17 protein-coding genes and 1 pseudogene are annotated in these 22,232 nt (G+C 72.0%); 10 read left to right on the top strand and 8 right to left on the bottom strand.

All coding sequences use genetic code 11. The features are described 5' to 3' along the window. The first annotated feature begins 1 nt into the window (after nucleotide 1). The 6 genes from trpC (at nucleotide 2) to lgt (ending at nucleotide 5,116) form a co-directional block, all read left to right on the top strand. On the top strand, nucleotides 2-811 hold the full coding sequence (gene trpC / locus LN251_RS04485) for an indole-3-glycerol phosphate synthase TrpC (RefSeq protein ID WP_249834741.1): 810 nt from the start codon (nucleotides 2-4) through the stop codon (nucleotides 809-811). Nucleotides 812-832: 21 nt separating this feature from the next. Continuing rightward, nucleotides 833-1,000, top strand: coding sequence for a tryptophan biosynthesis modulator TrpM (gene trpM, locus LN251_RS04480; RefSeq protein ID WP_189947481.1), 168 nt, complete (start codon nucleotides 833-835; stop codon nucleotides 998-1,000). A 104-nt stretch (nucleotides 1,001-1,104) separates the two neighbouring features. Beyond that, the gene (trpB, locus tag LN251_RS04475) at nucleotides 1,105-2,388 is read left to right on the top strand and encodes a tryptophan synthase subunit beta (RefSeq protein WP_458243185.1); all 1,284 of its coding nucleotides are present in this window, start codon (nucleotides 1,105-1,107) and stop codon (nucleotides 2,386-2,388) included. After that, on the top strand, nucleotides 2,385-3,203 hold the full coding sequence (gene trpA, locus LN251_RS04470; RefSeq protein ID WP_458243184.1) for a tryptophan synthase subunit alpha: 819 nt from the start codon (nucleotides 2,385-2,387) through the stop codon (nucleotides 3,201-3,203). The genes trpB and trpA overlap by 4 nt, the downstream gene beginning before the upstream one ends. A 98-nt stretch (nucleotides 3,204-3,301) precedes the next feature. Further along, nucleotides 3,302-4,078 (top strand): DsbA family protein, encoded by a 777-nt coding sequence (locus LN251_RS04465; RefSeq protein ID WP_458243183.1) that lies wholly within the window; start codon nucleotides 3,302-3,304, stop codon nucleotides 4,076-4,078. A gap of 93 nt (nucleotides 4,079-4,171) precedes the next feature. Next, on the top strand, nucleotides 4,172-5,116 hold the full coding sequence (gene lgt / locus LN251_RS04460) for a prolipoprotein diacylglyceryl transferase (protein ID WP_458243182.1): 945 nt from the start codon (nucleotides 4,172-4,174) through the stop codon (nucleotides 5,114-5,116). Between the two features lie 88 nt (nucleotides 5,117-5,204). Here lgt and LN251_RS04455 read toward each other — a convergent pair. From LN251_RS04455 to LN251_RS04425, 7 genes and pseudogenes are all read right to left on the bottom strand, one after another. Continuing rightward, nucleotides 5,205-6,031 (bottom strand): annotated as a pseudogene (locus LN251_RS04455) (HpcH/HpaI aldolase/citrate lyase family protein). Beyond that, on the bottom strand, nucleotides 6,028-7,236 hold the full coding sequence (locus LN251_RS04450) for a CaiB/BaiF CoA transferase family protein (protein ID WP_458243181.1): 1,209 nt from the start codon (nucleotides 7,234-7,236) through the stop codon (nucleotides 6,028-6,030). The pseudogene LN251_RS04455 and the gene LN251_RS04450 overlap by 4 nt, the downstream one beginning before the upstream one ends. Beyond that, complete coding sequence (gene rbsK / locus LN251_RS04445) at nucleotides 7,233-8,126, bottom strand: ribokinase (protein WP_458243180.1); 894 nt, start codon at nucleotides 8,124-8,126, stop codon at nucleotides 7,233-7,235. The genes LN251_RS04450 and rbsK overlap by 4 nt, the downstream gene beginning before the upstream one ends. Then, entirely contained in the window at nucleotides 8,123-9,484 is a 1,362-nt protein-coding gene (locus tag LN251_RS04440; protein WP_458243179.1) for an ADP-ribosylglycohydrolase family protein, read from the bottom strand. Before LN251_RS04440 ends, rbsK begins: the two co-directional genes overlap by 4 nt. Beyond that, a complete protein-coding gene (locus LN251_RS04435; protein WP_458243178.1) occupies nucleotides 9,472-10,638 on the bottom strand; it encodes an ADP-ribosylglycohydrolase family protein in 1,167 nt (388 codons plus the stop codon). The genes LN251_RS04440 and LN251_RS04435 overlap by 13 nt, the downstream gene beginning before the upstream one ends. An 8-nt stretch (nucleotides 10,639-10,646) precedes the next feature. Further along, nucleotides 10,647-11,945 (bottom strand): ADP-ribosylglycohydrolase family protein, encoded by a 1,299-nt coding sequence (locus LN251_RS04430; RefSeq protein ID WP_458243177.1) that lies wholly within the window; start codon nucleotides 11,943-11,945, stop codon nucleotides 10,647-10,649. Further along, a complete protein-coding gene (locus tag LN251_RS04425) occupies nucleotides 11,942-12,910 on the bottom strand; it encodes an ADP-ribosylglycohydrolase family protein (RefSeq protein ID WP_458243176.1) in 969 nt (322 codons plus the stop codon). The genes LN251_RS04430 and LN251_RS04425 overlap by 4 nt, the downstream gene beginning before the upstream one ends. A 268-nt stretch (nucleotides 12,911-13,178) precedes the next feature. Here LN251_RS04425 and LN251_RS04420 point away from each other — a divergent pair, with 268 nt between their 5' ends. The 3 genes from LN251_RS04420 (at nucleotide 13,179) to LN251_RS04410 (ending at nucleotide 20,328) form a co-directional block, all read left to right on the top strand. After that, nucleotides 13,179-13,910, top strand: a complete 732-nt coding sequence (locus LN251_RS04420; RefSeq protein WP_458243175.1) for a VIT1/CCC1 transporter family protein — start codon at nucleotides 13,179-13,181, stop codon at nucleotides 13,908-13,910. 369 nt (nucleotides 13,911-14,279) lie between these two features. Continuing rightward, entirely contained in the window at nucleotides 14,280-18,872 is a 4,593-nt protein-coding gene (gltB, locus tag LN251_RS04415) for a glutamate synthase large subunit (RefSeq protein WP_458243174.1), read from the top strand. After that, the gene (locus LN251_RS04410) at nucleotides 18,865-20,328 is read left to right on the top strand and encodes a glutamate synthase subunit beta (RefSeq protein WP_249834726.1); all 1,464 of its coding nucleotides are present in this window, start codon (nucleotides 18,865-18,867) and stop codon (nucleotides 20,326-20,328) included. The genes gltB and LN251_RS04410 overlap by 8 nt, the downstream gene beginning before the upstream one ends. Before the next feature lie 163 nt (nucleotides 20,329-20,491). On the opposite strand, the gene LN251_RS04405 is transcribed toward LN251_RS04410, so the two are convergent. After that, nucleotides 20,492-21,358, bottom strand: coding sequence for a rhomboid family intramembrane serine protease (locus tag LN251_RS04405; protein WP_458243173.1), 867 nt, complete (start codon nucleotides 21,356-21,358; stop codon nucleotides 20,492-20,494). 98 nt (nucleotides 21,359-21,456) lie between these two features. Between LN251_RS04405 and LN251_RS04400 the strand changes: the two genes are divergently transcribed. Continuing rightward, nucleotides 21,457-22,182 carry a VWA domain-containing protein gene (locus tag LN251_RS04400; protein ID WP_458243172.1) on the top strand — a complete coding sequence of 242 codons (726 nt, stop codon included), beginning with the start codon at nucleotides 21,457-21,459 and terminating at the stop codon, nucleotides 22,180-22,182. Nucleotides 22,183-22,232 lie beyond the last annotated feature (50 nt).

The raw sequence follows: 22,232 nt of genomic DNA, 5'->3' as shown, positions 1-22,232 counted from the left end.
CGTGAGTGTGCTCGACGAGATCATCGACGGAGTACGTGCCGACCTCGCGGAGCGGCAGGCGCGCGTCAGCCTCGACGAGCTCAAGGAGCGCGCGGCGAAGGCACCCGCGGCCAAGGACGGGGTGGCCGCCCTGCGGGGCGACGGCGTCAAGGTGATCTGCGAGGTCAAGCGCTCCAGCCCCTCCAAGGGCGCGCTGGCCGCGATCGCCGACCCGGCCGGCCTCGCCGCGGACTACGAGGCGGGCGGCGCGGCCGTCATCTCCGTCCTCACCGAACAGCGCCGCTTCGGCGGCTCGCTGGCCGACCTCGAGGCCGTCCGCGCGCGGGTGGACATCCCGGTCCTGCGCAAGGACTTCATCGTCACGTCGTACCAGCTCTGGGAGGCCCGCGCGTACGGCGCCGACCTCGCGCTGCTGATCGTCGCGGCCCTCGAACAGCCCGCCCTGGAATCCCTCATCGAGCGCGCCGTCTCCATCGGCCTCACCCCGCTCGTCGAGGTGCACGACGAGGACGAGGTCGAGCGGGCGGTGGACGCGGGCGCCAAGATCATCGGCGTCAACGCGCGCAACCTCAAGACCCTGGAGGTCGACCGCGGCACCTTCGAGCGGGTGGCCCCGGAGATCCCCGACCACCTCGTCAAGGTCGCCGAGTCCGGCGTCCGCGGTCCCCACGACCTCATCGCCTACGCCAACGCCGGCGCCGACGCCGTCCTGGTCGGCGAGTCCCTGGTCACCGGCAAGGACCCGAAGACCGCGGTGTCCGACCTGGTGGCGGCGGGCGAGCACCCGGCTCTGCGCCACGGACGCGGCTGAACCTTCGGTAGGCTGACGCCGATGACTCTCACCGTGACGACCGTGGACCGGTACGCCCGCCTGGCGCGCGGCTGCCGCCCTCGTGGCTGCCGCGCCCCGGCCCGCCGCGTGCACGGCCGCCGTGTCCGCTACGTCATCGGTGACGAACCCGGGCAGGTCAACGGCCGCCGATGGCAGCGCGCCCTCTAGGGGCGCGGGGAACTGCGCGACACGCCACGGACGGCCTTTCGCCGTCGAACAAGCCCCGCCCCCACGGCGATCAGGTTTTTCCAAACTCACCGTGAGGTTCAGTCATGCCCAGCGAGTTCTTCATCCCCGACCCCGAGGGTCAGGTACCGAGCGCCGAAGGCTACTTCGGCGCCTTCGGCGGCAAGTTCATCCCGGAGGCCCTCGTCGCCGCCGTCGACGAGGTGGCCGTCGAGTACGACAAGGCCAAGCACGACCCCGAGTTCGCTCGCGAACTCGACGACCTGCTGGTCAACTACACCGGCCGGCCCAGCTCCCTGACCGAGGTGCCGAGATTCGCCGAGCACGCCGGCGGAGCGCGGGTCTTCCTCAAGCGGGAGGACCTCAACCACACCGGCTCCCACAAGATCAACAACGTGCTCGGCCAGGCCCTGCTCACCAAGCGCATGGGCAAGACCCGGGTCATCGCCGAGACCGGCGCCGGTCAGCACGGCGTGGCCACCGCCACCGCCTGCGCCCTGTTCGGCCTCGAGTGCACGATCTACATGGGTGAGATCGACACCCAGCGCCAGGCTCTGAACGTGGCCCGTATGCGCATGCTCGGCGCCGAGGTCATCGCCGTGAAGTCGGGTTCGCGCACCCTCAAGGACGCCATCAACGAGGCGTTCCGCGACTGGGTCGCCAACGTCGACCGCACCCACTACCTCTTCGGTACGGTCGCGGGCCCGCACCCCTTCCCGGCCATGGTCCGCGACTTCCACCGGGTCATCGGCGTGGAGGCCCGCCGCCAGCTGCTGGAGCGCACCGGCCGCCTCCCGGACGCCGCGATCGCCTGCGTCGGCGGCGGCTCCAACGCCATCGGCCTGTTCCACGCCTTCATCCCGGACGCGGGCGTCCGCCTCATCGGCTGCGAACCGGCCGGCCACGGCGTCGAGACCGGCGAGCACGCGGCCACCCTCACCGCGGGCGAGCCCGGCATCCTGCACGGCTCCCGGTCCTACGTCCTGCAGGACGAGGAGGGCCAGATCACCGAGCCGTACTCGATCTCGGCCGGCCTGGACTACCCGGGCATCGGCCCGGAGCACTCGTACCTCAAGGACAGCGGCCGCGGCGAGTACCGCGCGGTCACCGACGACGCGGCGATGCAGGCCCTGCGCCTGCTGTCGCGCACCGAGGGCATCATCCCGGCCATCGAGAGCGCCCACGCCCTCGCGGGCGCCCTGGAGGTCGGCAAGGAGCTGGGCAAGGACGGCCTGATCGTCGTCAACCTCTCCGGCCGCGGCGACAAGGACATGGACACCGCCGCGCGCTACTTCGGCCTGTACGACACCGACGCCGAGGTCGCGGCCAACGCCGCCGACACCGCGGAGATCGAGGGGGACGCCAAGTGAGCGGGAACATCCAGCTGCTGTCCGACACCCTCGCCGGTGCCAAGGCCGAGGGCCGCGCCGCGCTCATCGCCTACCTCCCGGCCGGGTTCCCGACCGTGGACGGCGGCATCGAGGCGATCAAGGCCGCCCTCGACGGCGGTGCGGACGTGGTCGAGGTCGGCCTGCCGCACAGCGACCCCGTCCTCGACGGTCCCGTCATCCAGACCGCCGACGACATCGCCCTGCGCGGCGGCGTCAAGATCGCGCACGTCATGCGCACGGTCAGGGAGGCCCACCAGGCCACCGGCAAGCCGATCCTGGTCATGACGTACTGGAATCCCATCGACCGCTACGGCGTCGAGCGCTTCACCGCCGAACTCGCGGAGGCGGGCGGTGCCGGGTGCATCCTGCCCGACCTGCCCGTCCAGGAGTCGGCGCTGTGGCGGGAGCACGCCGAGAAACACGGCCTCGCCACGGTCTTCGTGGTCGCGCCCAGCAGCAAGGACGCGCGGCTCGCCGAGATCACCGCGGCCGGCAGCGGCTTCGTGTACGCCGCCTCGCTCATGGGCGTCACCGGCACCCGCGAGTCCGTGGGCGCGCAGGCCCACGATCTGGTCGAACGCACCCGCGCCACCGGCAGCGGCCTGCCCGTCTGCGTCGGGCTCGGCGTCTCCAACGCCCAGCAGGCCGCCGAGGTGGCCGGCTTCGCCGACGGCGTGATCGTCGGGTCCGCCTTCGTGAAGCGGATGCTCGACGCGCCGGACGAGGCGGCCGGCCTGGAGGCCGTGCGCGCACTCGCCGGCGAGCTCGCGCAGGGCGTACGCCGGCAGGCGTAATCCGTCCGGAACAGAACGCAAGGGATCGTTCGGTCACCCGAACGGGTGGACCTGGGACCGGGGAGGCGCGCTGCGCCTCCCCGGTTCGTTCCCTGGGTGTGAGCGAGAAGAACCATAAGGGAAAGCGCGCCGCCCGGGAGCGGCTGGCGGCCGAGCGCGAGAAGCAGAAGACCGCCGAGAAGCGGCGGCGGGCCCTGATCGTCGGCGCGAGCGTGGTCTGCGTGCTCGGCCTCGCGGCGGTGATCGGCGTGGTTGCCGCCAACGCGGGCAAGGACAAGGGCTCCAAGAGTTCCGGCCCGGCCACCGCCCCGTCGGGGGCCCAGGGCAAGGACGGCCTGGCGGTCCCGGTCGGCAAGGACGGCGCCAAGTCCACGCTCACCGTCTGGGAGGACTTCCGCTGCCCGGCCTGCAAGGCCTTCGAGACGGCTTACCGCCCCACGCTCCACGAACTGGCCGACTCCGGACAGCTCAGGATCGAGTACCACCTGGTCAGGCTCATCGACGGCAACCTCGGCGGCACCGGCTCCCTGCGCGCGGGCAACGCCGCGGCCTGCGCCCAGGACGCGGGCAGGTTCCGCGACTACCACGACGTGCTCTACGACAACCAGCCCGAGGAGACCAACGACGCCTTCGGCGACAACACCAAGCTCATCGCGCTGGCCGGCAAGGTGGGCGGGCTCGACACGACGGCCTTCCGCGCCTGCGTCGACAAGGGCACGCACGACGCCTGGGTGGACAAGTCGAACGCCGCGTTCAAGTCGAGCGGCTTCACCGGCACCCCGACCGTGCTGCTGAACGGCAAGAACATCTACCAGGACCAGTCGATGACCCCGGCGAAGCTGAAGCAGCTGGTCCAGCAGGCCGACAAGGGGTAAGGCGCGGCGGGCGTATTCACACCCGCCCGTTATGGACCCGTAGCCGGGCTGCCTGCCGTGGGCCCGGTCCGGCACGGTAGCGTCGACCCTGCCATGGAAGAACTTGCCTACATTCCGAGCCCGTCACGCGGGGTGCTGTATCTCGGCCCCATTCCGCTGCGCGGCTATGCCTTCTGCATCATCATCGGCGTCTTCGTCGCGGTCTGGCTCGGCAACAAGCGCTGGATCGCCCGCGGCGGGCGGGCCGGAACGGTGGCCGACATCGCTGTCTGGGCGGTGCCCTTCGGCCTCGTCGGCGGCCGGCTCTACCACGTCATCACGGACTACGAGCTGTACTTCAGCCAGGGCCGCGACTGGGTGGACGCCTTCAAGGTGTGGCAGGGCGGCCTCGGCATCTGGGGCGCGATCGCGCTCGGCGCGCTGGGCGCCTGGATCGGCTGCCGCCGGCGGGGCATTCCGATGCCCGCGTACGCCGACGCGGTCGCCCCCGGCATCGCCCTCGCGCAGGCCTGCGGCCGCTGGGGCAACTGGTTCAACCAGGAGCTGTACGGCAAGGAGACGCACGTTCCCTGGGCGCTGCACATCACGTCCTCGACGGACGGCCGCGTGCCCGGGTACTACCACCCCACCTTCCTTTACGAGTCCCTGTGGTGCATCGGCGTGGCACTGCTGGTCATCTGGGCCGACAAGCGCTTCAACATGGGGCACGGGCGGGCGTTCGCCTTGTACGTCGCCGCGTACTGCGTGGGCCGGGCCTGGATCGAGTACATGCGGGTCGACGACGCGCACCACATCCTGGGGCTGCGGCTGAACGACTGGACCGCGGGGATCGTGTTCCTGCTGGCGGTGGCGTACATCGTGATCTCGGCGAAGAAGCGGCCGGGGCGGGAAGCGGTGGTCGAGCCGGGTGCCTCCGGTGGTGAGGAGGCCTCCGGCGGTGAGGCCGACGTCGAGGTGAAGGACGAGGCGTCCGACGAGGTCAAGGACGAAGACGAGACCGAGGCCAAGGACGACGCCGAGTCGGCCAAGAAGAGCTGAGCCGTTCGTTCGACGGCGGGTTCCGGTGGGTTTGGCAACGCCGGGGCCCGCCGTCGTGGTTCTCGCCGTCGCGGCGCAAGGACATGGGTCAGCGGCGGTTCGTCAGGGACAGGGTGCGGTGGGCTGCCGCCACCACCGCCGCGTCGATGAAGCGGCCGTCCGGGAGGGCCTGGGCGCCCTTTTCGCGGGTTGCCGCCTTCACGATCGTCTCCGCCTCCTCGATCTCCCGCTGGGTGGGGAGGTAGGCGCGTTCGATGATCGGGAGCTGGCGGGGGTGGATGGCGGCGCGGCCCAGGAAGCCGAGGCCGCGGCCGCGGGTGCACGAGGCGGCCAGGCCCTCCAGGTCGCGGATGTCGGGGTGGACCGACTGGGGCGGCGGGGGCAGTCGTGCCGCCCGCGCCGCGACGATCACCCGGGAACGGGACCAGTCGAGACCCGCGTCCTCGCGTACGCCGAGGTCGGCGCGGAGATCCGACTCGCCGAGGGAGATGCCGCGCAGGGACGGGTGGGCGGCGGCGATGGCGTAGGCGTGCTCCACGCCCAGGGCCGTCTCCAGCAGGGCGTACAGGCCGGGGGCCGCCCCGGAGACCGAGGCGCGGGCGATGGCCGTGGCGATGCGGGGGACGTCACCTTGGGCAGCCGTAGACCCGCGAGGCCGGGGAGCGGCGCGATCGCCTCCAGGTCCCGGGCCGCGAGGGGGCCGTCCAGGGCGTTCACGCGGACGTGGACCGGGACGGGCTGGCGGCAGGACAGCAGGTCGGCGGTGGCCTCCCGGGCGTAGGCCTTGCGCTCCGGGGCGACCGCGTCCTCCAGGTCGACGATGACGACGTCGGCGCCGGAGACCAGCGCCTTGGCGACCACGCGGGGCCGGTCGCCCGGCACGTACAGCCAGGTCAGCGTGGTCGGTGGCGTCATACCGCGCCCTCCTCGCGCAGGGCCGCCAACTCGGCCGTCGTCAGGCCCAGTTCGGTGAGGACCTCCGTCGTGTCGGCGCCGTGGGCGCGGCCCGCCCAGCGGATGGCGCCGGGTGTCTCGGAGAGCCGGAAGAGGACGTTCTGCATGCGCAGCGGGCCCAGGTCGGGGTCGTCGAGGGTGGTGACGGTGTCGAGGGCCTGGTACTGCGGGTCGGTCAGCACGTCCCGTACGTCCTGGATGGGGGCGACCGCCGCCTCCGCCTTCTCGAAGGCCGCCAGCACCTCGGTGCGGGTGCGGGCGGCGATCCAGGCGCCGACCGCCTGGTCGAGGAGGTCGGCGTGCGCGGCGCGGCCGGCGCCCGTCGCGAACCACGGCTCGTCGATCAGGTCGGGTCTGCCGACCAGCGTCATCAGCCGTTCCGCGATCGACTGGGCCGAGGTGGAGACGGCGACCCAGGTGCCGTCGGCCGTGCGGTAGGCGTTGCGTGGGGCGTTGTTGGCGGAGCGGTTGCCGGTGCGCCGCTGGACGTAGCCGAGCTGGTCGTACCAGGTCGGCTGGGGACCGAGGACGGTCAGGATCGGTTCGATGATCGCCATGTCGACGACCTGGCCCTCGCCGGTGCGCTCGCGGGCGGCCAGGGCCGTCATGACGGCGTACGCCGTCGCCAGACCCGCGATGTTGTCGGCGAGGCCGAAGGGCGGCAGCGTCGGCGGGGCGTCGGGCTCGCCGGTGATCGCGGCGAAGCCGCTCATCGCTTCGGCGAGGGTGCCGAAGCCGGGACGGTGGGCGTAGGGCCCGAACTGGCCGAAGCCGGTGACGCGGGTGAGGACCAGACGGGGGTTGGCGGCGGAGAGTTCCGGCCAGCCGAGGTCCCATTTCTCCAGGGTGCCGGGGCGGAAGTTCTCGATCAGTACGTCGGCCTCGGCCGCCAGCCGCAGCAGCGTGGCGCGGCCGCCCCTCTTGGACAGGTCGAGGGTGATCGTGCGCTTGTTGCGGCCGAGGATCTTCCACCACAGGCCGATGCCGTCCTTCGACGGGCCGTGCCCGCGTGACGGGTCGGGCTTCCCGGGGTGCTCGACCTTGATCACCTCCGCGCCGAAGTCGCCGAGCATGGTGGCGGCGAGGGGACCGGCGAAGAGGGTGGCGAGGTCGAGGACCCGCAGACCGGTGAGCGGGGCGGTGCGGGGGGCGGGGGCTGTGGTCATGACGTGTACTGGGCCTCGATCTCTGAGCGGTACGGCATCGACGCGGAGGCGCCCGGCCGCTGGACGGAGAGGGCCGCCGCGGCGGCTGCCCACCGCAGGGCCTCGCGGATCGGCCGCTCCTCGCCGAGGGCCGTGGCGAGCGCGCCGACGAAGGTGTCGCCCGCGCCTGTGGAGTCCACGGCGGTCACCTGCGGCGCGGGAACGGCGAGCGGTTCGGCGCCGCGCGCGACGTACAGGCTGCCCGCCGCGCCGAGCGTGACGACCACCGCCGGGACGCTGTCCAGCAGGGCGATGGCCGCCTCGACGGCGTCGGTCCTGCCGGTGAGGGTGATCGCCTCGTACTCGTTGGGCACCAACAGGTCCACGGCGGCGAGGAGTTCGGTCGGCAAAGGCTGGGCGGGCGCGGGGGTGAGGACGGTGCGGACGCCGTGGGCTCGGGCGGCCCGCGCGCCCGCGACGACCGCCGGCATCGGGACCTCCAGCTGGAGGAGCAGGGTGTCGGCGGAGGCGATCAGGGCTTCGTCGCCGGGGCCGAGGTGGTCGACGGTGCCGTTAGCCCCGGGGATCACGACGATCGCGTTGCCGCCCTCGTCGTCCACGACGATGTGGGCGGTGCCGGAGGGCCCCTCGATGGTGCGGAGCAGGTCGGTGTCGACACCGCAGTGTTCGAGGGTGGCGCGCAGGCGGGGGCCGTAGGAGTCGGTGCCGACGGCGCCGATCATCGAGACGGTGGCGCCCGCGTGGGCCGCGGCGATGGCCTGGTTGGCGCCCTTGCCGCCGGGGATCGTGCGGAACTCCCGTCCCGTCACGGTCTCTCCGCGCTGCGGCGCCTTCTCGACGTAGGTGACGAGGTCCATGTTCGTGCTGCCCAGCACGACGATGTGGGTCATGGGCGGGATGCCTCCCGATGGGTCAGGTGGGCCAGGGTGTCGAAGCCGACGCCGTGGAAGTCGCCGACGGAGGTGGCGAGCCGGTTCTTCAGGGGGGCCGTCCAGTGGTGGGGGAGCGCGGTGGGGGTGCCGGCGAGGAGGGCGGCGATGCCGCCGGCGGTGGCGCCGTTGCTGTCGGTGTCCCAGCCGCCGCCCACCGCGCGGGAGACGGAGCCCGTGAAGTCGCCGTCGGCGTGGGTGAGGGCGGCGGCGATCAGGGCGGTGTTGGGGACGGCGTGGACCCAGTGGTGGGTGGCGTCGTAGGTGGCGTGGAGTTCGTCCACGACGGTGTCGAAGTCGGCGTGTTCGTGGGCGAGTCGGACGGCGTGGCGGATCGCCTCGGACAGCCGTGAGCGGGGTGGGATCACGGTGAGGCCGGTGCGCAGGCAGCTGTGGACGTCGTGGGTGCCGGTCGCCGCGCAGGCGATGGTGGCGGCCGTGAACATGGCCGCGTAGACGCCGTTGGCGGTGTGGGTGAGGGTGGCGTCGGTGTGGGCCTGTTCCGCCGCGGCGGCCGGGTCGCCGGGGTTGGTCCAGCCGTGGACGTCGGCGCGGATGAGGGCGCCGATCCACTCCCGGAAGGGGTTGCGGTGGCGGGCGGTGTGCGGGGGTTCGATGCCGCTGAGCAGGTTGCGGTAGGCGATGCGCTCGGCCGTGAAGGTGCGGCCGGCCGGGAGCTCGTCGAGCCAGAGCCGTGCCACGTCGTCGAGGGTGAAGCGGCGTCCGTGGCGTTGCAGCAACAACAGGTTCAGCAGGGGGTAGTTGAGGTCGTCGTCCTCCGGCATGCCGTCGATGTTCTCGGCGAGTGAGGTGGGGGCGGAGCGGCGGTTCCAGGGGTGGGCGCGCAGGAGGTCCTCGGGGACGGCCTCGGCCGTGAAGTAGGTGCCGAGCGGCCAGTTGCCGGTGGACCGGGCCAGCGCGCGGACGGCTTCGAGGGGGAGTTTCTCCACGGGCTTGCCCAGGAGGCAGCCGACCGCACGTCCCAGCCAGGCGGCTTCCAGGCCGGCCGGTGTGGGGGTCAGGTCGCTCACCGGCATCGGCCAGTTCGGGCACAGCGCCTTGATCCGCGCGAGGTCCGTCGGCTCGGACTCCGCCAACCGGTCCGGCAGATCGGCGAGTTCGTCGAGCAGGTCCTCCGCGAGTTGCCGCAGGTAGCGCGAGGGCCGGCCGGCCGACGCGCCCGCCGCGGCCGGGGCGTCCGGGCCGCCCGCCGCCCGCCACCGCGCCGCGATCGCCGCGGGCTCCCGGCCGTCCAGCCGTGCCTGGCGCAGTTCGTGGCCGAGCAGGTCCTCCGGCTGGACCCAGGTCAGTCGGAGCATCTCCGGCCCCCGATCTCGGTGAACGCCGACTCGTGGGCCCGGCGGCGGCGCACGTCCCGTTCGAAGACCTCCCGTGCGACGTCGGTGAGGGTGGCGGCCGGCTCCCACAGGTCCAGGCGGCTCGCCTCCGCCACCGTCTTCGACCAGTCCTGAGGCACAGGCGAGCCCAGGGCGCCGGTCAGCGCGCCCGCCATCGTCGCGATGGAGTCGCAGTCGCGACCGTAGTTGACGGCACCGAGGACCGCGTGCCGGTAGTCGCCGCCGGACACCAGCAACATGCCCAGCGCCACGGGGAGTTCCTCGATGGCGTGCAGACGGGAGGGGCGGCGAGCGCCGAGGGAGGGCCGTCGGTAGTCGGGGCCGACGGTGTCGTACGGGGTGACCGCCTCGCGGAGGGGGCCCAGGGCGGACTCGAAGTCCGTGTGGTGGGAGGCCACTTCGCAGACCTGCTCGATCGCCGCGCGGGTGCCGTCCTTCGCCAGCGACAGGGCGGCGGCGACGATCGAGTCCGGGGTCGCGTCCGGGGCGCAGGCGGCCGCCACCGCCGCCGCGAACACGCCCGCCGCCTCCCGGCCGTACGACGACTGGTGGGCGCCCGCGACGTCGATCGCCTCGGCGTAGGCGCCCTGCGGGTTGGCCGCGTTGACCAGGCCGACCGGGGCCATGTACATCGCCGCGCCGCAGTTGACGATGTTGCCCACGCCGGCCTCGCGGGGGTCCGCGTGGGCGTAGTGGAGGCGGGTCACCAGCCACTTCTCGGCGAGGAAGAGGCGGTGCAGGGGGAGGGCCTCCTGCTCCAGTTCCGGGATCCAGCGGGGGTTCGTCATCAGGTCCGGGACCAGGTGGTCGGCGATGGCGTAGGCGTCCAGGTGGTCGCGGACGGTCGCGTAGACCCGTACCAGGGCGTGGGTCATCAAGGTGTCGTCGGTGACGTGGCCGTCGCCCTTGTGGTACGGCGCCAGGGGGCGGGCCGTGCGCCAGGCGTCGCCGTTCCACGGGCCGACGACGCCGTGGACGCGGCCGCCGTGGCGTTCGAGGATCTGGGCGGGGGAGTAGCCCTCGACCGGGCCGCCCAACGCGTCGCCCACCGCCGCGCCCACCAGGGCTCCGGAGATGCTGTCCTCTAGGTTCTTTTCTGGGTGTTTGGGTGTCATGACCCGAATCATCCACCCGGCGGGGCCGGTTGTACGGCTTCCAGCAGTTCGGCGAGTTCCACCAGGTCGGTGCCGGTGAGGCGGGGCAGCGCGCAGCCGGAGAGCGTGCGGCAGGCGTCGCGCCAGCTCGCGGGGATCGACGCGCCGCCGCCCAGTGCGCCGGTCAGGGCGCCCGCCAGGGCCGGGGCGGAGTCGGCGACCCGGGACAGACAGGCCGCGGCCGGTACGGCCTCGGTGATACGGCCCCGGGCGGCGACGGTCAGGGCCAAGGCCACCGGGACCGTCTCGGCCGCCGCGATGCCGTAGCTGTAGACGTGGTCGACGATCTGGTGTTCCAGGAGGGGGACCAGGGCGAACGCCGATTCGGTGTCGTGGGCCAGCTTCAGGGCGTGGCGGGCGTTGCGGCCGATCTCGGTGCCCTCGGGGAGCTGGGCCAGGGCCGCCGAGACGCAGGTGTCCGCGTCCGCGCCGGTCAGGGCCAGGGAGACGGCCGCCGCCATCGCGCGGGCGCCGTGTACCCCGTCGCCGTCCTGGGTGTAGCGGGCGTCGAACTCGGCCAGGGCCGCGGCGAGTCGGGGGTCGCCGGGGTGGGCGACGGCGAGGACGCAGGCCCTGACGCAGGCCGCGTCGTCGAAGTAGTGGGGGTTGTCGTGGCCGGTGGCGGGTGGGCGCAGGCCGGCGGCGAGGTTGCCGAGGCCGGCGCGGACGGAGATGCGGGCACGGAGGGGGAGGACGGCGGACTCGACCTCGGGGGCGCGTTGTGCCGCGGCGGCGACCTCGCCGGCCAGGGCGTTCCAGGTGAGGTCGATGGCCGCTCTCGTACGGCGTTCCCGGCCGAGGTCGGCGAGGACGGTGTCGTCGCCGGCGCGCAGGAGGGCCTCCGCTGCGAAGGCCGCCCATTCCGCGTCGTCGGAGGGGCCGAGGTGGAGCGGTTCGGGGGGCTGGTTGAGGGCGAGGGGGACGGGGAGGGTGGTCGTGGCGTTGGTCTCGGCGAAGGTGTCGAGTTCACGGGTGAGGCGACGGGTCCAGTCGGGCATGCGGGCGGCTCTGTGGCGGGCGGCGGGCCAGCCTGCGGCGTCGCCCGCGGCGAGGCCCAGGAGGAGGCCGACGGTTCGCTGGGTGCCGGGGTACGCCTCGGCTTCGTCTTCGGCGGATCGGCACCCACCCGCACCACCCGTGCGGGCGTCCTCGGGTGCGGGTGGCCCCTGTGGATCGTCCCCGCCGTCGGCGACCGCGGGCTCGAGAAGCGTCGCGAGCGTCGGCTCGGTGGTGGTCGTGCCCTCGTCCCAGGGGAGGGGTGGTGTCATGGGGTGGCCTCCGTGAGGGTCGTCGTCAGCAGGTCGGCCACCTGCAGGACGTGGTGTCCTGCCATCGCCGGCAGGCAGGTCCCCCGGGCCGGGCCGATCGCGGACGCCCACTCCCGCGGGATCTCCGCCTCGCCCCGTGTCGCTCCGGCCAGCGCGCCCGCGACCGCGGCCGTGGTGTCGGCGTCGCGGCCCATGTTCACGGCGGTCAGGACCGCGTCGCGGAAGTCGCCGTCGGCCGCCGCGTACGCGCCGAAGGCCAGCGCCACGGCCTCCGGGGCCAGGTCGGTCCAGGGGTAGCCGCCGATGACGACCGCCGAGCGGACCGCCCGTTCGCCGCGGTGGGCCACCGTGACCGCGCGGCGCAGGGAGCGGGCCGTCCAGGAGTCGTCGGGGACGACCGCGAGGGCCGAGGCGACCACGGCGGTCGGCGCAGCGCCCGCCATCGCCGCGGCCACTCCGGCCGCCACCGCCTGGCCGCCGTAGATGCCCTCGCCCTCGTGGCTCACCGAGCCGTCGATCGCCGCCAGCCGGGCCGCCTCGGCGGGGCGGCCCGCCGCGAAGACGCCGAAGGGGGCCGCGCGCATGGCCAGGCCGTCGCTCCAGGCGTGCCGGTGCTGGGCCGAGATGGGGGCCGCGAGACCGCGGCGGAGGTTCTGCAGGGTGCCGCGTTCGCTGAAGCCCGCCCCGCGAAAGGGGCCCTCCGCGCGGTCCGCGATCCACTCGTGCCAGGCCGCCTCCACATGGGCCGGGGTGAGGGCCGAGCCGTGGCGGGCCAGCAGCAGGCCGGAGAAGATCGCGTACTCCGTGTCGTCCGTGCCGGCCGGCTCGTCCGCGACGTAACCGGTGATACGGCCCCAACGGGCCCTGATCTGCGACGGTCTCAGGTTCTCGGCGGGGGCCCCGAGGGCGTCCCCGACCGCCAGACCGAGCAGTGCGCCGCGTGCGCGTTCGCGGATCGATGGCATACGGGGCCTCTCCGGGAGGGGGGCCGTACAGGGCGCGGGCCCCTTAGTCCGTCAAGGGCGCGAAACCCTTTGCGGATAAGTCCCACCATCGGCGGTTGACCTCAGCCTCGAAGGGCCTCATGTCACCCGGTCGACACCACGAAAGCGCAGGTTAGCCCAGCCTTTCCTTGCTGGCGGACGGGAATGCGAAGGCGTAGGTTCCGTGTTGTCGAAGAGTAGACATTGTCCAAAGTTAGCTTTGGCTTAGCTTCCCTGGGGGACCCCCGCTATGGCGATCATCGAGACCGAGGCCACGCTCCACGAGGCGCACCGTGACAACCACACGCACCGGGACGTCAACGGGGGCTGGCTGCGGCCGGCCGTGTTCGGGGCCATGGACGGGCTGGTCTCCAACCTGGCGCTGATGACCGGTGTCGCCGGCGGGGCCGTGAGTCCGAACACCCTCGTGCTGACCGGCCTCGCCGGACTCGCCGCGGGTGCCTTCTCGATGGCCGCCGGAGAGTACACCTCCGTCGCCTCGCAGCGCGAGCTCGTCGAGGCCGAGCTGGCCGTGGAGCGTGCCGAGCTGCGCAAGCACCCGGCCGATGAGGAGGCCGAACTGGCGGCCCTGTACGAGGCCCGGGGCGTCGAGCCCGCGCTGGCCCGCGAGGTCGCCCGGCAGCTGTCACAGGACCCCGAGCAGGCCCTGGAGATCCACGCCCGCGAGGAGCTCGGGATCGACCCGAGCGACCTGCCCTCGCCGCTCGTCGCCGCCGTCTCCTCGTTCGGCTCCTTCGCGCTGGGCGCCCTACTGCCCGTACTGCCGTACCTGCTCGGTGCGACCGCGCTGTGGCCGGCCCTGCTGCTCGCGCTGTTCGGGCTGTTCGCCTGCGGTGCGGTGGTGGCCCGGGTGACCGCGCGCAGCTGGTGGTACAGCGGTCTGCGCCAGCTCGCTCTCGGTGGTGCCGCGGCGGGTGTGACGTACGCCCTGGGCAGCTTCTTCGGAACGGCCGTAGGATAAGGCGTCTGGTACTTATGCGTCGGGCCGCATAAGTAGCCGTTACTCGCTGGTTTCGAATGGTTGACCACCGGGCATGAGCCGTACGCGCTGCAGGCAATGAGGCCTGCCGCGCATCCGCGGGAAGGGCGACGCAGCTCTCCCCGCCTTTCGGGTCGGCGGACATCGATCTGTCCCGTTCGGCCCCCATAGCTTCCACCGCAGGCGCGGCACCCGCGCCGCAGCCGCGCGGTGTCCGCATGTTGGAACGGGATATCCCGGTTCCCGAGAATCGCTCCATCATGTAACCTGCACGAAATTTTGCACTCCGCAGAGGGCCAACGTCGTCCCTCGGCAATATGCATGCCACTTGAGACGACGACGGGAGAGCCGATGCGTACGCCGCGCCAGCCGTCCCAGCATTCCGCGAATGGCCAGAACTGGTCCTTCATGGATGCTCGCCCTGCTGCGCAGGGTATGTACGACCCCCGCTTCGAGCACGACGCGTGCGGCGTCGGCTTCGTGGCCACCCTCACCGGCGAGGCGTCCCACACCCTGGTCGAACAGGCCCTGACCGTCCTGCGCAACCTGGAGCACCGCGGTGCCACCGGCTCGGAGCCGGACTCCGGCGACGGCGCCGGCATCCTCTCCCAGGTGCCCGACGCCTTCTTCCGCGACGTGGCCGGATTCGACCTGCCCGAGGCGGGGCGCTACGCCGTCGGCATCGCCTTCCTCCCCGAGGACGGGACCGCCGAGGCCGTCTCACGCATCGAGACGATCGCCGCCGACGAGGGCCTCACCGTGCTGGGCTGGCGCGAGGTCCCGGTCGCCCCCGAACTGCTGGGTGCCACCGCCCGTTCGACGATGCCCGCCTTCCGGCAGATCTTCGTCACGGACGGCGCGTCGCAGGGCATCACCCTCGACCGCAAGGCGTTCGCGCTGCGCAAGCGCGCCGAGCGCGAGGTCGGCGTCTACTTCCCGTCGCTGTCGGCCCGCACCATCGTCTACAAGGGCATGCTGACCACCGGCCAGCTGGAGCCCTTCTTCCCGGACCTGTCCGACCGCCGTTTCGCCTCGGCCATCGCCCTGGTCCACTCGCGCTTCTCCACGAACACCTTCCCGTCGTGGCCGCTCGCGCACCCCTACCGGTTCGTCGCCCACAACGGTGAGATCAACACCGTCAAGGGCAACCGCAACTGGATGGTCGCCCGCGAGTCGCAGCTGGTCTCCGACCTGTTCGGGGACAAGGGCCTGGAGCGGATCTTCCCGATCTGCACGCCGGACGCCTCCGACTCCGCCTCCTTCGACGAGGTGCTCGAACTCCTGCACCTGGGCGGCCGTTCGCTGCCGCACTCCGTGCTGATGATGATCCCGGAGGCGTGGGAGAACCACGACTCCATGGACCCGGCCCGGCGCGCCTTCTACCAGTTCCACTCCACGATGATGGAGCCCTGGGACGGCCCGGCCTGTGTCACCTTCACCGACGGCACCCAGGTCGGCGCGGTCCTCGACCGCAACGGCCTGCGCCCCGGCCGCTACTGGGTCACCGACGACGGCCTCGTCGTCCTCGGTTCCGAGGTCGGCGTCCTCGACATCGACCCGGCCAAGGTCGTCCGCAAGGGCCGCCTGCAGCCCGGCCGCATGTTCCTCGTCGACACCGCCGAGCACCGCATCATCGAGGACGACGAGATCAAGGCCGGCCTCGCCGCCGAGCACCCGTACGCCGAGTGGCTGGAGGCCGGGGAGATCGAGCTCTCCGACCTGCCCGAGCGCGAGCACATCGTGCACACGCACGCCTCGGTCACCCGCCGCCAGCAGACCTTCGGCTACACCGAGGAGGAGCTGCGCGTCATCCTGGCGCCGATGGCCAAGGCCGGTGCCGAGCCCATCGGTTCCATGGGTACGGACTCGCCGATCGCCGCGCTGTCCTCGCGCCCGCGTCTGCTCTTCGACTACTTCACCCAGCTGTTCGCGCAGGTCACCAACCCGCCGCTGGACGCGATCCGCGAGGAGCTCGTCACCTCGCTGCGCTCCTCCCTGGGCCCGCAGGGCAACCTGCTCGACCCGACGGCCGCCTCCTGCCGCTCGGTCACCCTGCCCTTCCCGGTGATCGACAACGACGAGCTGGCCAAGCTCATCCACATCAACGCCGACGGCGACATGCCCGGCTTCAAGGCCGCGACGCTCTCCGGCCTGTACCGGGTCTCCGGCGGCGGCGACGCCCTCGCCGCCCGCATCGAGGAGATCTGCGCCGAGGCCGACGCGGCCATCGACAACGGCGCCCGCCTGATCGTCCTGTCGGACCGCCACTCCGACGCCGAGCACGCGCCGATCCCCTCGCTGCTGCTGACCGCGGCCGTCCACCACCACCTCATCCGCACCAAGCAGCGCACCCACGTGGGCCTGCTGGTCGAGGCCGGCGACGTCCGCGAGGTCCACCACGTCGCCCTGCTCATCGGCTACGGCGCCGCGGCCGTGAACCCGTACCTGGCGATGGAGTCGGTCGAGGACCTGGTCCGCGCCGGCACCTTCCTGTCGGACATCGAGGCCGAGCAGGCCATCCGCAACCTGATCTACGCCCTCGGCAAGGGCGTGCTGAAGGTCATGTCCAAGATGGGCATCTCGACCGTCGCCTCCTACCGCGGCGCGCAGGTCTTCGAGGCCGTCGGCCTCGACGACGCCTTCGTCGGGAAGTACTTCAACGGCACCGCCACCAAGATCGGCGGCGTCGGCATCGACGTCATCGCCAAGGAGGTCGCCGCCCGCCACGCCAAGGCCTACCCTGCCTCCGGCATCGCTCCCGCGCACCGCGCGCTGGACATCGGCGGCGAGTACCAGTGGCGCCGCGAGGGCGAGCCGCACCTGTTCGACCCGGAGACGGTCTTCCGCCTCCAGCACTCCACGCGCACCGGCCGCTACGACATCTTCAAGAAGTACACCGAGCGCGTGAACGAGCAGTCCGAGCGCCTGATGACGCTGCGCGGCCTGTTCGGCTTCAAGTCGGACCGGCAGCCGATCTCCATCGACGAGGTCGAGCCCGTCTCCGAGATCGTCAAGCGCTTCTCCACCGGCGCCATGTCGTACGGCTCCATCTCGCGCGAGGCGCACGAGACCCTCGCCATCGCCATGAACCAGCTGGGCGGCAAGTCCAACACCGGTGAGGGCGGCGAGGACCCGGACCGCCTCTACGACCCGGCCCGCCGGTCCGCCATCAAGCAGGTCGCCTCCGGCCGCTTCGGCGTCACCAGCGAGTACCTGGTCAACGCGGACGACATCCAGATCAAGATGGCCCAGGGCGCCAAGCCCGGCGAGGGCGGCCAGCTGCCCGGCCACAAGGTCTACCCGTGGGTCGCCAAGACGCGGCACTCGACGCCGGGCGTGGGCCTGATCTCGCCGCCGCCGCACCACGACATCTACTCCATCGAGGACCTGGCCCAGCTGATCCACGACCTGAAGAACGCGAACCCGCAGGCGCGGATTCACGTCAAGCTGGTCTCCGAGGTCGGCGTCGGCACGGTCGCGGCGGGTGTGTCCAAGGCGCACGCGGACGTCGTGCTGATCTCCGGCCACGACGGCGGCACCGGCGCCTCCCCGCTGACCTCGCTGAAGCACGCGGGCGGCCCCTGGGAGCTCGGTCTCGCCGAGACCCAGCAGACCCTGCTGCTCAACGGCCTGCGCGACCGCATCGTGGTGCAGACCGACGGCCAGCTCAAGACCGGCCGTGACGTCGTCATCGCCGCGCTGCTCGGCGCCGAGGAGTTCGGTTTCGCGACCGCGCCGCTCGTCGTCTCCGGCTGCGTCATGATGCGCGTCTGCCACCTGGACACCTGCCCGGTCGGCATCGCCACCCAGAACCCGGTCCTGCGCGACCGCTTCTCCGGCAAGGCCGAGTACGTCGTCAACTTCTTCCAGTACATCGCCCAGGAGGTCCGCGAGATCCTCGCCGAGCTCGGCTTCCGCACCATCGAGGAAGCCGTCGGCCACGCCGAGGCGCTGGACGTGACCCGCGCGGTGAACCACTGGAAGGCACAGGGCCTGGACCTGGCGCCGCTGTTCCACGTGCCCGAGCTGTCCGAGGGCGCGGTGCGCCACCAGCTGATCGAGCAGGACCACGGCCTGGCGAAGGCGCTCGACAACGAGCTCATCAGGCTCGCCGCCGACGCGCTGGCCGCGGACTCCGCGACCGACGCCCAGCCGGTGCGCGCCCAGGTCGCGATCCGCAACATCAACCGCACGGTCGGCACCATGCTCGGCCACGAGGTGACGAAGAAGTTCGGCGGGGCCGGTCTCCCCGACGACACCATCGACATCACCTTCACCGGCTCCGCGGGCCAGTCCTTCGGCGCCTTCCTTCCGCGCGGTGTCACGCTGCGCCTGGAGGGCGACGCCAACGACTACGTCGGCAAGGGCCTGTCCGGCGGCCGGGTCATCGTGCGCCCGGACCGGGCCGCCGACCACCTCGCCGAGTACTCGACGATCGCGGGCAACACCATCGCCTACGGCGCGACCGGCGGCGAGCTGTTCCTGCGCGGCCGTACCGGTGAGCGGTTCTGCGTCCGCAACTCCGGCGCGACGGTCGTCTCCGAGGGCGTGGGCGACCACGGCTGCGAGTACATGACCGGCGGTCACGCGGTGGTGCTCGGCCCGACGGGCCGCAACTTCGCGGCCGGCATGTCCGGCGGCATCGCCTACGTCATCGACCTCGACCGCGACAACGTCAACGTCGGCAACGTCGGCTCCGTCGAGGCGCTGGACGACACCGACAAGCAGTGGCTGCACGACGTCGTGCGCCGGCACCAGGAGGAGACCGGCTCCACGGTCGCCGAGAAGCTGCTGGCCGAGTGGGACACCGCCGTGGACCGCTTCAGCAAGATCATCCCCAGCACGTACAAGGCAGTGCTCGCCGCCAAGGACGCCGCCGAGCAGGCGGGACTCTCCGAGTCCGAGATCACCGAGAAGATGATGGAGGCGGCGATCAATGGCTGACCCGAAGGGCTTTTTGAACCACGGCCGCGAGGTCGCCAAGTCCCGTCCCGTCGAGGAGCGCGTCAAGGACTGGAACGAGGTCTACGTCCCCGGCTCCCTGCTGCCGATCATCAGCAAGCAGGCCGGCCGGTGCATGGACTGCGGCATCCCGTTCTGCCACAACGGCTGTCCGCTGGGGAACCTGATCCCCGAGTGGAACGACTACGCCTACCGCGAGGACTGGACGGCGGCCTCCGAGCGCCTGCACGCCACGAACAACTTCCCGGAGTTCACGGGCCGTCTGTGCCCGGCCCCGTGCGAGTCGGCGTGCGTGCTCGGCATCAACCAGCCGGCCGTCACCATCAAGAACGTCGAGGTCTCGATCATCGACAAGGCGTGGGACGCCGGCACGGTCGCCGCGCAGATCCCCGAGCGCCTGTCGGGCAAGACGGTCGCCGTCATCGGCTCGGGCCCGGCCGGCCTGGCCGCCGCCCAGCAGCTGACCCGGGCGGGCCACACGGTCGCCGTGTACGAGCGGGCCGACCGCATCGGCGGCCTGCTGCGCTACGGCATCCCCGAGTTCAAGATGGAGAAGCGGCACATCAACCGCCGCATCGAGCAGATGCGCGCGGAGGGCACCCGCTTCCGTACCGGTGTCGAGATCGGCCGCGACCTCAAGGCGACCGACCTGAAGAAGCGGTACGACGCGGTCGTCATCGCCGCCGGCGCCACCACCGCCCGTGATCTCCCCGTCCCCGGGCGGGAGTTGAAGGGCGTCTACCAGGCGATGGAGTACCTGCCGCTGGCCAACAAGGTCCAGGAGGGCGACTACGTCACCGCCCCGATCTCGGCCGAGGGCAAGCACGTCGTGGTCATCGGCGGCGGCGACACCGGTGCCGACTGCGTGGGCACCGCCCACCGCCAGGGCGCGGCCTCCGTCACGCAGCTGGAGATCATGCCCCGCCCGGGCGAGGAGCGGAACAACGTCACCCAGCCGTGGCCGACCTTCCCGATGCTGTACAAGGTGACCTCCGCGCACGAGGAGGGCGGCGAGCGGGTCTACTCCGTCTCCACGACCCACTTCGAGGGCGACGAGGACGGCAACGTCCAGTGGCTGCACCTCACCGAGGTGGAGTTCGTGGAGGGCAGGCTGACCCCGAAGCCGGGCACCGAGCGCAAGATCCCCGCCCAGCTGGTGACGCTGGCCATGGGCTTCACCGGCACCGACCGGGAGAACGGCCTGGTCGAGCAGTTCGGCCTGGAGCTCGACGAGCGCGGCAACATCGCCCGCGACGCCGACTTCCAGACCAACGTGCCGGGCGTCTTCGTCGCCGGTGACGCCGGCCGCGGCCAGTCGCTCATCGTGTGGGCGATCGCCGAGGGCCGCTCCGCCGCCCGCGGCTGCGATCGGTTCCTGACCGGTGCCAGCGACCTGCCGGCCCCGATCCGCCCGACGGACCGCTCCCTGATGGTCTGACGGCCGGTCATCAAGCGTCCCGTACAAAGGCGTACGGAACACAGATGGCGCCTGCCCAGTCCCCGACCGGACTGAGGGCAGGCGCCATCGCCTTTCTCATCCCGAACTCGCCTTCAGGGCCGAGGAGGTGCCGCGGGAGAAGTGGGGGCCCTGAGCCGGGCGCTCAGATCGTCAGCTCCGCGACCTTCGCCATCGCCAGGATCACCAGCAGCGCCAGCAGGGCGAGGCAGGCGCCCGCCTGGACGAGGGTGCGGCGGCTGTCGCGCGGGGCGTAGGCGTAGGCCAGGGTCACCAGGCCGCCCGCCAGCAGACCGCCGAGGTGGCCCTGCCAGGAGGTGACCCAGGCGGAGATCACCAGCCACAGCAGCAGGCCCGCCATGAAGCGGTTGACGGCGTCCATGTCGGCACCCAGGCGGCGGGCCATGACGTAGTACGCGGCCCCGAGCCCGAAGATCGCGCCGGACGCGCCCAGCGTGGGCGTGGTCGGCGCGATCAGCAGCACGAGGACCGAACCGCCCAGCGCCGACAGCAGGTACAGGGCGAGGTAGCGGACCCGGCCGAGCTGCATCTCGACCACCCGGCCGATGTTCCACAGCGACACCATGTTCATCACGATGTGCAGGATGCCGAAGGTGCCTCCGGTGGGCGGCAGATGCAGGAACGCGCCGGTCAGCAGGCGGTACCACTCGCCGTGGGCGACCCCCTCGGGAAGGTAGCCGGGCGGCACGGTGCCCAGCATGTCGAACCGGTCCACGACCGAGGGCCGCACCATCTCCGCCAGATACGCCAGGACGTTCAGCGCGATGAGGATGTACGTCACCGTCGGCGCCGAGGTGATCTGGCCGCCGAATGCCGTCCGGGCCTGTCGTACCGACCGGGCCCCCTCCCGCACGCACTCCGGGCATTGGTGGCCGACGGCCGCCTCCCGCATGCAGTCGGGGCAGATGTACCGGTCGCAGCGGGTGCAGCGGACGTGGGACTCCACCTTGGGATGGCGGTAGCAGGTGGTGACGGTGGACTCGGACTCCACGGCCGGCTCCTCGAAGCGCGATGGGACGGATGGTGAGCCGGTGGGGTCGGCGGCGAACAAAATAACGAACAGCTGTGGAGGGTGGGAGAGTAGGGGCCATGGTTGCGATCAGTCTGAAGAAGGTCGAGGAGACCGCCCCCGCCCTGGTCAGCCTCTACAAGAGCGCCGGGGTGTCGCTGCAGAAGCACGGGCTGGGCGGGCTGCGGGCCGCGGTGTACCTCGTGGTCGACTACTCCGGGTCGATGAAGCCGTACTACAAGGACGGCAGCGTGCAGGCCCTCGCCGACCGGGTGCTCGGCCTGTCCGCGCACCTCGACGACGACGGCCGGGTCCCCGTCGTCTTCTTCTCCACGGACGTCGACGCCGAGACCGACATCGCGCTCGACCGCCACCAGGGCCGGATCGACGAGATCGTCGCCGGGCTCGGGCACATGGGCAAGACCAGCTACCACCTGGCCATGGACGCGGTCATCGACCACTACCTCGACAGCGGCTCGACCGACCCCGCCCTGGTCGTCTTCCAGACCGACGGCGGCCCGATCAACAAGCTCGCCGCCGAGCGGTATCTGTGCAAGGCGGCCAGGCTGCCGCTGTTCTGGCAGTTCGTGGGCTTCGGGGACCCGGGCAGCAAGCAGTTCGACTTCCTGCGCCGGCTCGACGAGCTGGCGGTGCCGCACAAGCGGGTGGTGGACAACGCCGGGTTCTTCCACGCGGGGGCCGATCCGCGGAAGGTGTCGGACGCGGAGCTGTACGACCGTCTCGTGGCCGAGTTCCCGCAGTGGCTGGCGGCCGTACGGGACCGGGGGATTCTGCCGCGGGCCTGACCGCACCGTTGGCCCGGCCGGGTCCGGCGTGCCACTCTGAGGATGATCCG

This window comes from Streptomyces sp. MAI_2237 (genome assembly GCF_054189285.1).
Note: the sequence above shows the minus strand (reverse complement) of the source record. Positions and strands in the feature narration are given on the sequence as shown.

Bases quoted from the DNA above. Each gene is read 5' to 3' on its own strand.
- rbsK (WP_458243180.1), bottom strand. From the start codon at position 8,126: ATGACCCACATCGTCGTGCTGGGCAGCACGAACATGGACCTCGTCACC.
- LN251_RS04430 (WP_458243177.1), bottom strand. From the start codon at position 11,945: ATGACACCACCCCTCCCCTGGGACGAGGGCACGACCACCACCGAGCCG.
- LN251_RS04435 (WP_458243178.1), bottom strand. From the start codon at position 10,638: ATGACACCCAAACACCCAGAAAAGAACCTAGAGGACAGCATCTCCGGA.
- LN251_RS04425 (WP_458243176.1), bottom strand. From the start codon at position 12,910: ATGCCATCGATCCGCGAACGCGCACGCGGCGCACTGCTCGGTCTGGCG.
- trpB (WP_458243185.1), top strand. From the start codon at position 1,105: ATGCCCAGCGAGTTCTTCATCCCCGACCCCGAGGGTCAGGTACCGAGC.
- LN251_RS04440 (WP_458243179.1), bottom strand. From the start codon at position 9,484: ATGCTCCGACTGACCTGGGTCCAGCCGGAGGACCTGCTCGGCCACGAA.
- gltB (WP_458243174.1), top strand. From the start codon at position 14,280: ATGCGTACGCCGCGCCAGCCGTCCCAGCATTCCGCGAATGGCCAGAAC.
- lgt (WP_458243182.1), top strand. From the start codon at position 4,172: ATGGAAGAACTTGCCTACATTCCGAGCCCGTCACGCGGGGTGCTGTAT.
- LN251_RS04400 (WP_458243172.1), top strand. From the start codon at position 21,457: ATGGTTGCGATCAGTCTGAAGAAGGTCGAGGAGACCGCCCCCGCCCTG.
- LN251_RS04420 (WP_458243175.1), top strand. From the start codon at position 13,179: ATGGCGATCATCGAGACCGAGGCCACGCTCCACGAGGCGCACCGTGAC.
- LN251_RS04410 (WP_249834726.1), top strand. From the start codon at position 18,865: ATGGCTGACCCGAAGGGCTTTTTGAACCACGGCCGCGAGGTCGCCAAG.
- trpM (WP_189947481.1), top strand. From the start codon at position 833: ATGACTCTCACCGTGACGACCGTGGACCGGTACGCCCGCCTGGCGCGC.
- LN251_RS04450 (WP_458243181.1), bottom strand. From the start codon at position 7,236: ATGACCACAGCCCCCGCCCCCCGCACCGCCCCGCTCACCGGTCTGCGG.